The sequence below is a fragment of the Mesorhizobium sp. M4A.F.Ca.ET.090.04.2.1 genome (assembly GCF_003999085.1).
Classification (GTDB): domain Bacteria; phylum Pseudomonadota; class Alphaproteobacteria; order Rhizobiales; family Rhizobiaceae; genus Mesorhizobium.
On record NZ_RZOT01000711.1, the window covers coordinates 1 to 2,369 of the forward strand.

Annotated in this window: 2 protein-coding genes and 1 pseudogene; all 3 read left to right on the forward strand. The window is 65.2% G+C overall.

Translation table 11 applies throughout. The features are described 5' to 3' along the window. Positions 1 to 141: pseudogene (locus EN781_RS30790) on the forward strand (bicarbonate-binding protein); the annotation flags it as partial. Positions 142 to 273: 132 nt separating this feature from the next. Then, positions 274 to 1,164: a nitrate ABC transporter permease gene (gene ntrB / locus EN781_RS30795; protein ID WP_127400645.1), complete on the forward strand. Its 891-nt coding sequence runs from the start codon at positions 274 to 276 to the stop codon at positions 1,162 to 1,164. A gap of 10 nt (positions 1,165 to 1,174) precedes the next feature. After that, positions 1,175 to 1,972, forward strand: coding sequence for an ABC transporter ATP-binding protein (locus tag EN781_RS30800; RefSeq protein ID WP_126055004.1), 798 nt, complete (start codon positions 1,175 to 1,177; stop codon positions 1,970 to 1,972). Positions 1,973 to 2,369: the final 397 nt, after the last annotated feature.

Below are 2,369 nucleotides of genomic sequence, written 5' to 3' on the forward strand. Positions count from 1 at the left end.
GCGAAGGATCTGGGCGTCGCGGCAAGCGACATCCCGGCCTCCTCGTCGCGCGGCGTCGAGACCTTCTTCGACGGCAAGACCTTCGACCCGGCCAACCCGTCAGCCTATCTCGACAGCCTGAAGATCAAGGCTTCTGCTTAGGCGCGACGGCGCAGCACGCCGTCGTCGCCAAAGCGCAAACGGCGCCAAAGCGCCGTTTGTCGCCGGCACCGCCCCAAGCGCAACGGCGCTCGCGCCGTTGTCGCCACTGACCCCACGGAGCTTCGCGAAGACATGTCCATCCAAACCGTCGAGGACACCAAGGTGAAGGCGTTTCCCGTAAAGCCCGCCGAGGTGATCGCCTTCACCGCAAAGGCGAGGCGCCGCATCGACCCGCTGGCCGTTGCCGGCAAGCTGGCGACGGCTCTGGTGCCGCCGGCCGTTGTCATCCTCGTCCTGCTCGTCGTCTGGCAGGTCGCCTGCTCGTCGCCGACGGCCAGCCTGCCGCCGCCGAGCCAGGTGTGGAACGAGGCCTATGACCTGATCGCGCATCCGTTCTTCGACAACGGCCCGCAGGACATCGGCCTTGCCTGGCGAGTGCTGATCTCGCTGCAGCGCGTCGCCATCGGCTTCGGCATGGCTACGGTGGTCGGCGTGGCGCTGGGCGCGCTGGTCGGCCAGTCGGTGTGGGCGATGCGCGGTCTCGACCCGGTGTTCCAGATCCTGCGGACCGTGCCGCCGCTCGCCTGGCTGCCGCTGTCGCTCGCCGCCTTCCGCGATTCCAATCCGTCGGCGCTGTTCGTAATCTTCATCACCTCGATCTGGCCGGTGATCATCAATACAGCCGTCGGCGTCCGCAACATCCCGGAGGATTACCGCAACGTCGCCCGCATCCTGCGGCTCAACCAGCTCGAGTTCTTCGTCAAGATCATGGTGCCGGCGGCCGCCCCCTACATCTTCACCGGCCTGAGGATCGGCGTCGGGCTCTCTTGGCTCGCCATCGTCGCCGCCGAGATGCTGACCGGCGGCGTCGGCATCGGCTTCTTCATCTGGGACGCGTGGAACTCCTCGCGGCTGCCCGACATCATCGTCGCGCTCGCCTATATCGGCGTCACCGGCTTCTGCCTCGACCGGCTGGTCGCGGCGGTCGGCGCCTTCGTCACCCGCGGCACAACGGCAAAGTGAGGAGGGCGCCATGACCGCCTATCTGAAGCTCGACCATATCGACAAATCCTTCGCCCGCGGCGGCCAGGTCAGCGAGGTGCTGAAGGATATCAGGCTCACCATCGACAGGGGCGAGTTCGTCTCCATCATCGGCCATTCCGGCTGCGGCAAGTCGACCTTGCTCAACCTCATCGCCGGGCTGACCAGGGTCTCCTCGGGCGCCGTGCTGCTCGAGGACAAGGAGGTCGACAGCCCGGGACCTGAGCGCGCCGTGGTGTTCCAGAATCATTCGCTGCTGCCGTGGCTCACCGTTTACGAGAACATCAACCTTGCCGTCTCCAAGGTCTTCGGCCGCACCAAAAGCCGGGCCGAGCGGCATGAGTGGATCATGCGCAACCTCGATCTCGTGCAGATGGCGCATGCCAGGGACAAGCGCCCGGCCGAGATATCCGGTGGCATGAAGCAGCGCGTCGGCATTGCCCGCGCGCTCGCCATGCAGCCGAAGATCCTGCTGCTCGACGAGCCGTTCGGCGCGCTCGACGCGCTGACCCGCGCCCACCTCCAGGACGCGGTGATGGACATCCACGCCCGGCTCGGCACGACCATGATCATGATCACCCACGATGTCGACGAGGCGGTGCTTCTGTCCGACCGCATCGTGATGATGACCAACGGCCCGGCGGCAACCATCGGCGAGGTGCTTTCGGTGCCGCTGGCCCGGCCGCGCCGACGCATCGAGCTTGCCTCGGACCGCACCTTCCTGCGCTGCCGCGAGGCTGTGCTGAAGTTCCTCTATGAGCGCCACCGCTTCGTTGAGGCCGCGGAGTAGCGCCATGACCGGAAAGCGCGTTTCCGTCGGCAATAGGCAATGCATCGGCAGTAGGCAATCTGCCGCACTGCACAAATTTTATGCTGCCGTGCAAGGCGTTCTGACTAATCTTTGATCCTCCGCCGGGCTCGTCAAAAGTCGCGCGGCTGCGGTTTCGCATTGATATTATTTGATAATTTTGAGCGCTGTCGAACTGGCACGCTTCCTGCTTTTAGGAATGTAGGTCCCTCGGGGCCAAGAGACACGGCGTCCAATGGCGGGCGCCACAGGCAAAGCTGCCGATCAGGTCAACACGCGATCCCGGATGGACGGACGCGGGCGACCTGGCCGGCAGCTTTTTTGTTTTGACCGAACACGCAATCGACGGCGCCGATCCCAGGCGGTGCCAAACCGGAGA

Coding starts and splice junctions, on each gene's coding strand:
- ntrB (WP_127400645.1), top strand. CDS start 274: ATGTCCATCCAAACCGTCGAGGACACCAAGGTGAAGGCGTTTCCCGTA.
- EN781_RS30800 (WP_126055004.1), top strand. CDS start 1,175: ATGACCGCCTATCTGAAGCTCGACCATATCGACAAATCCTTCGCCCGC.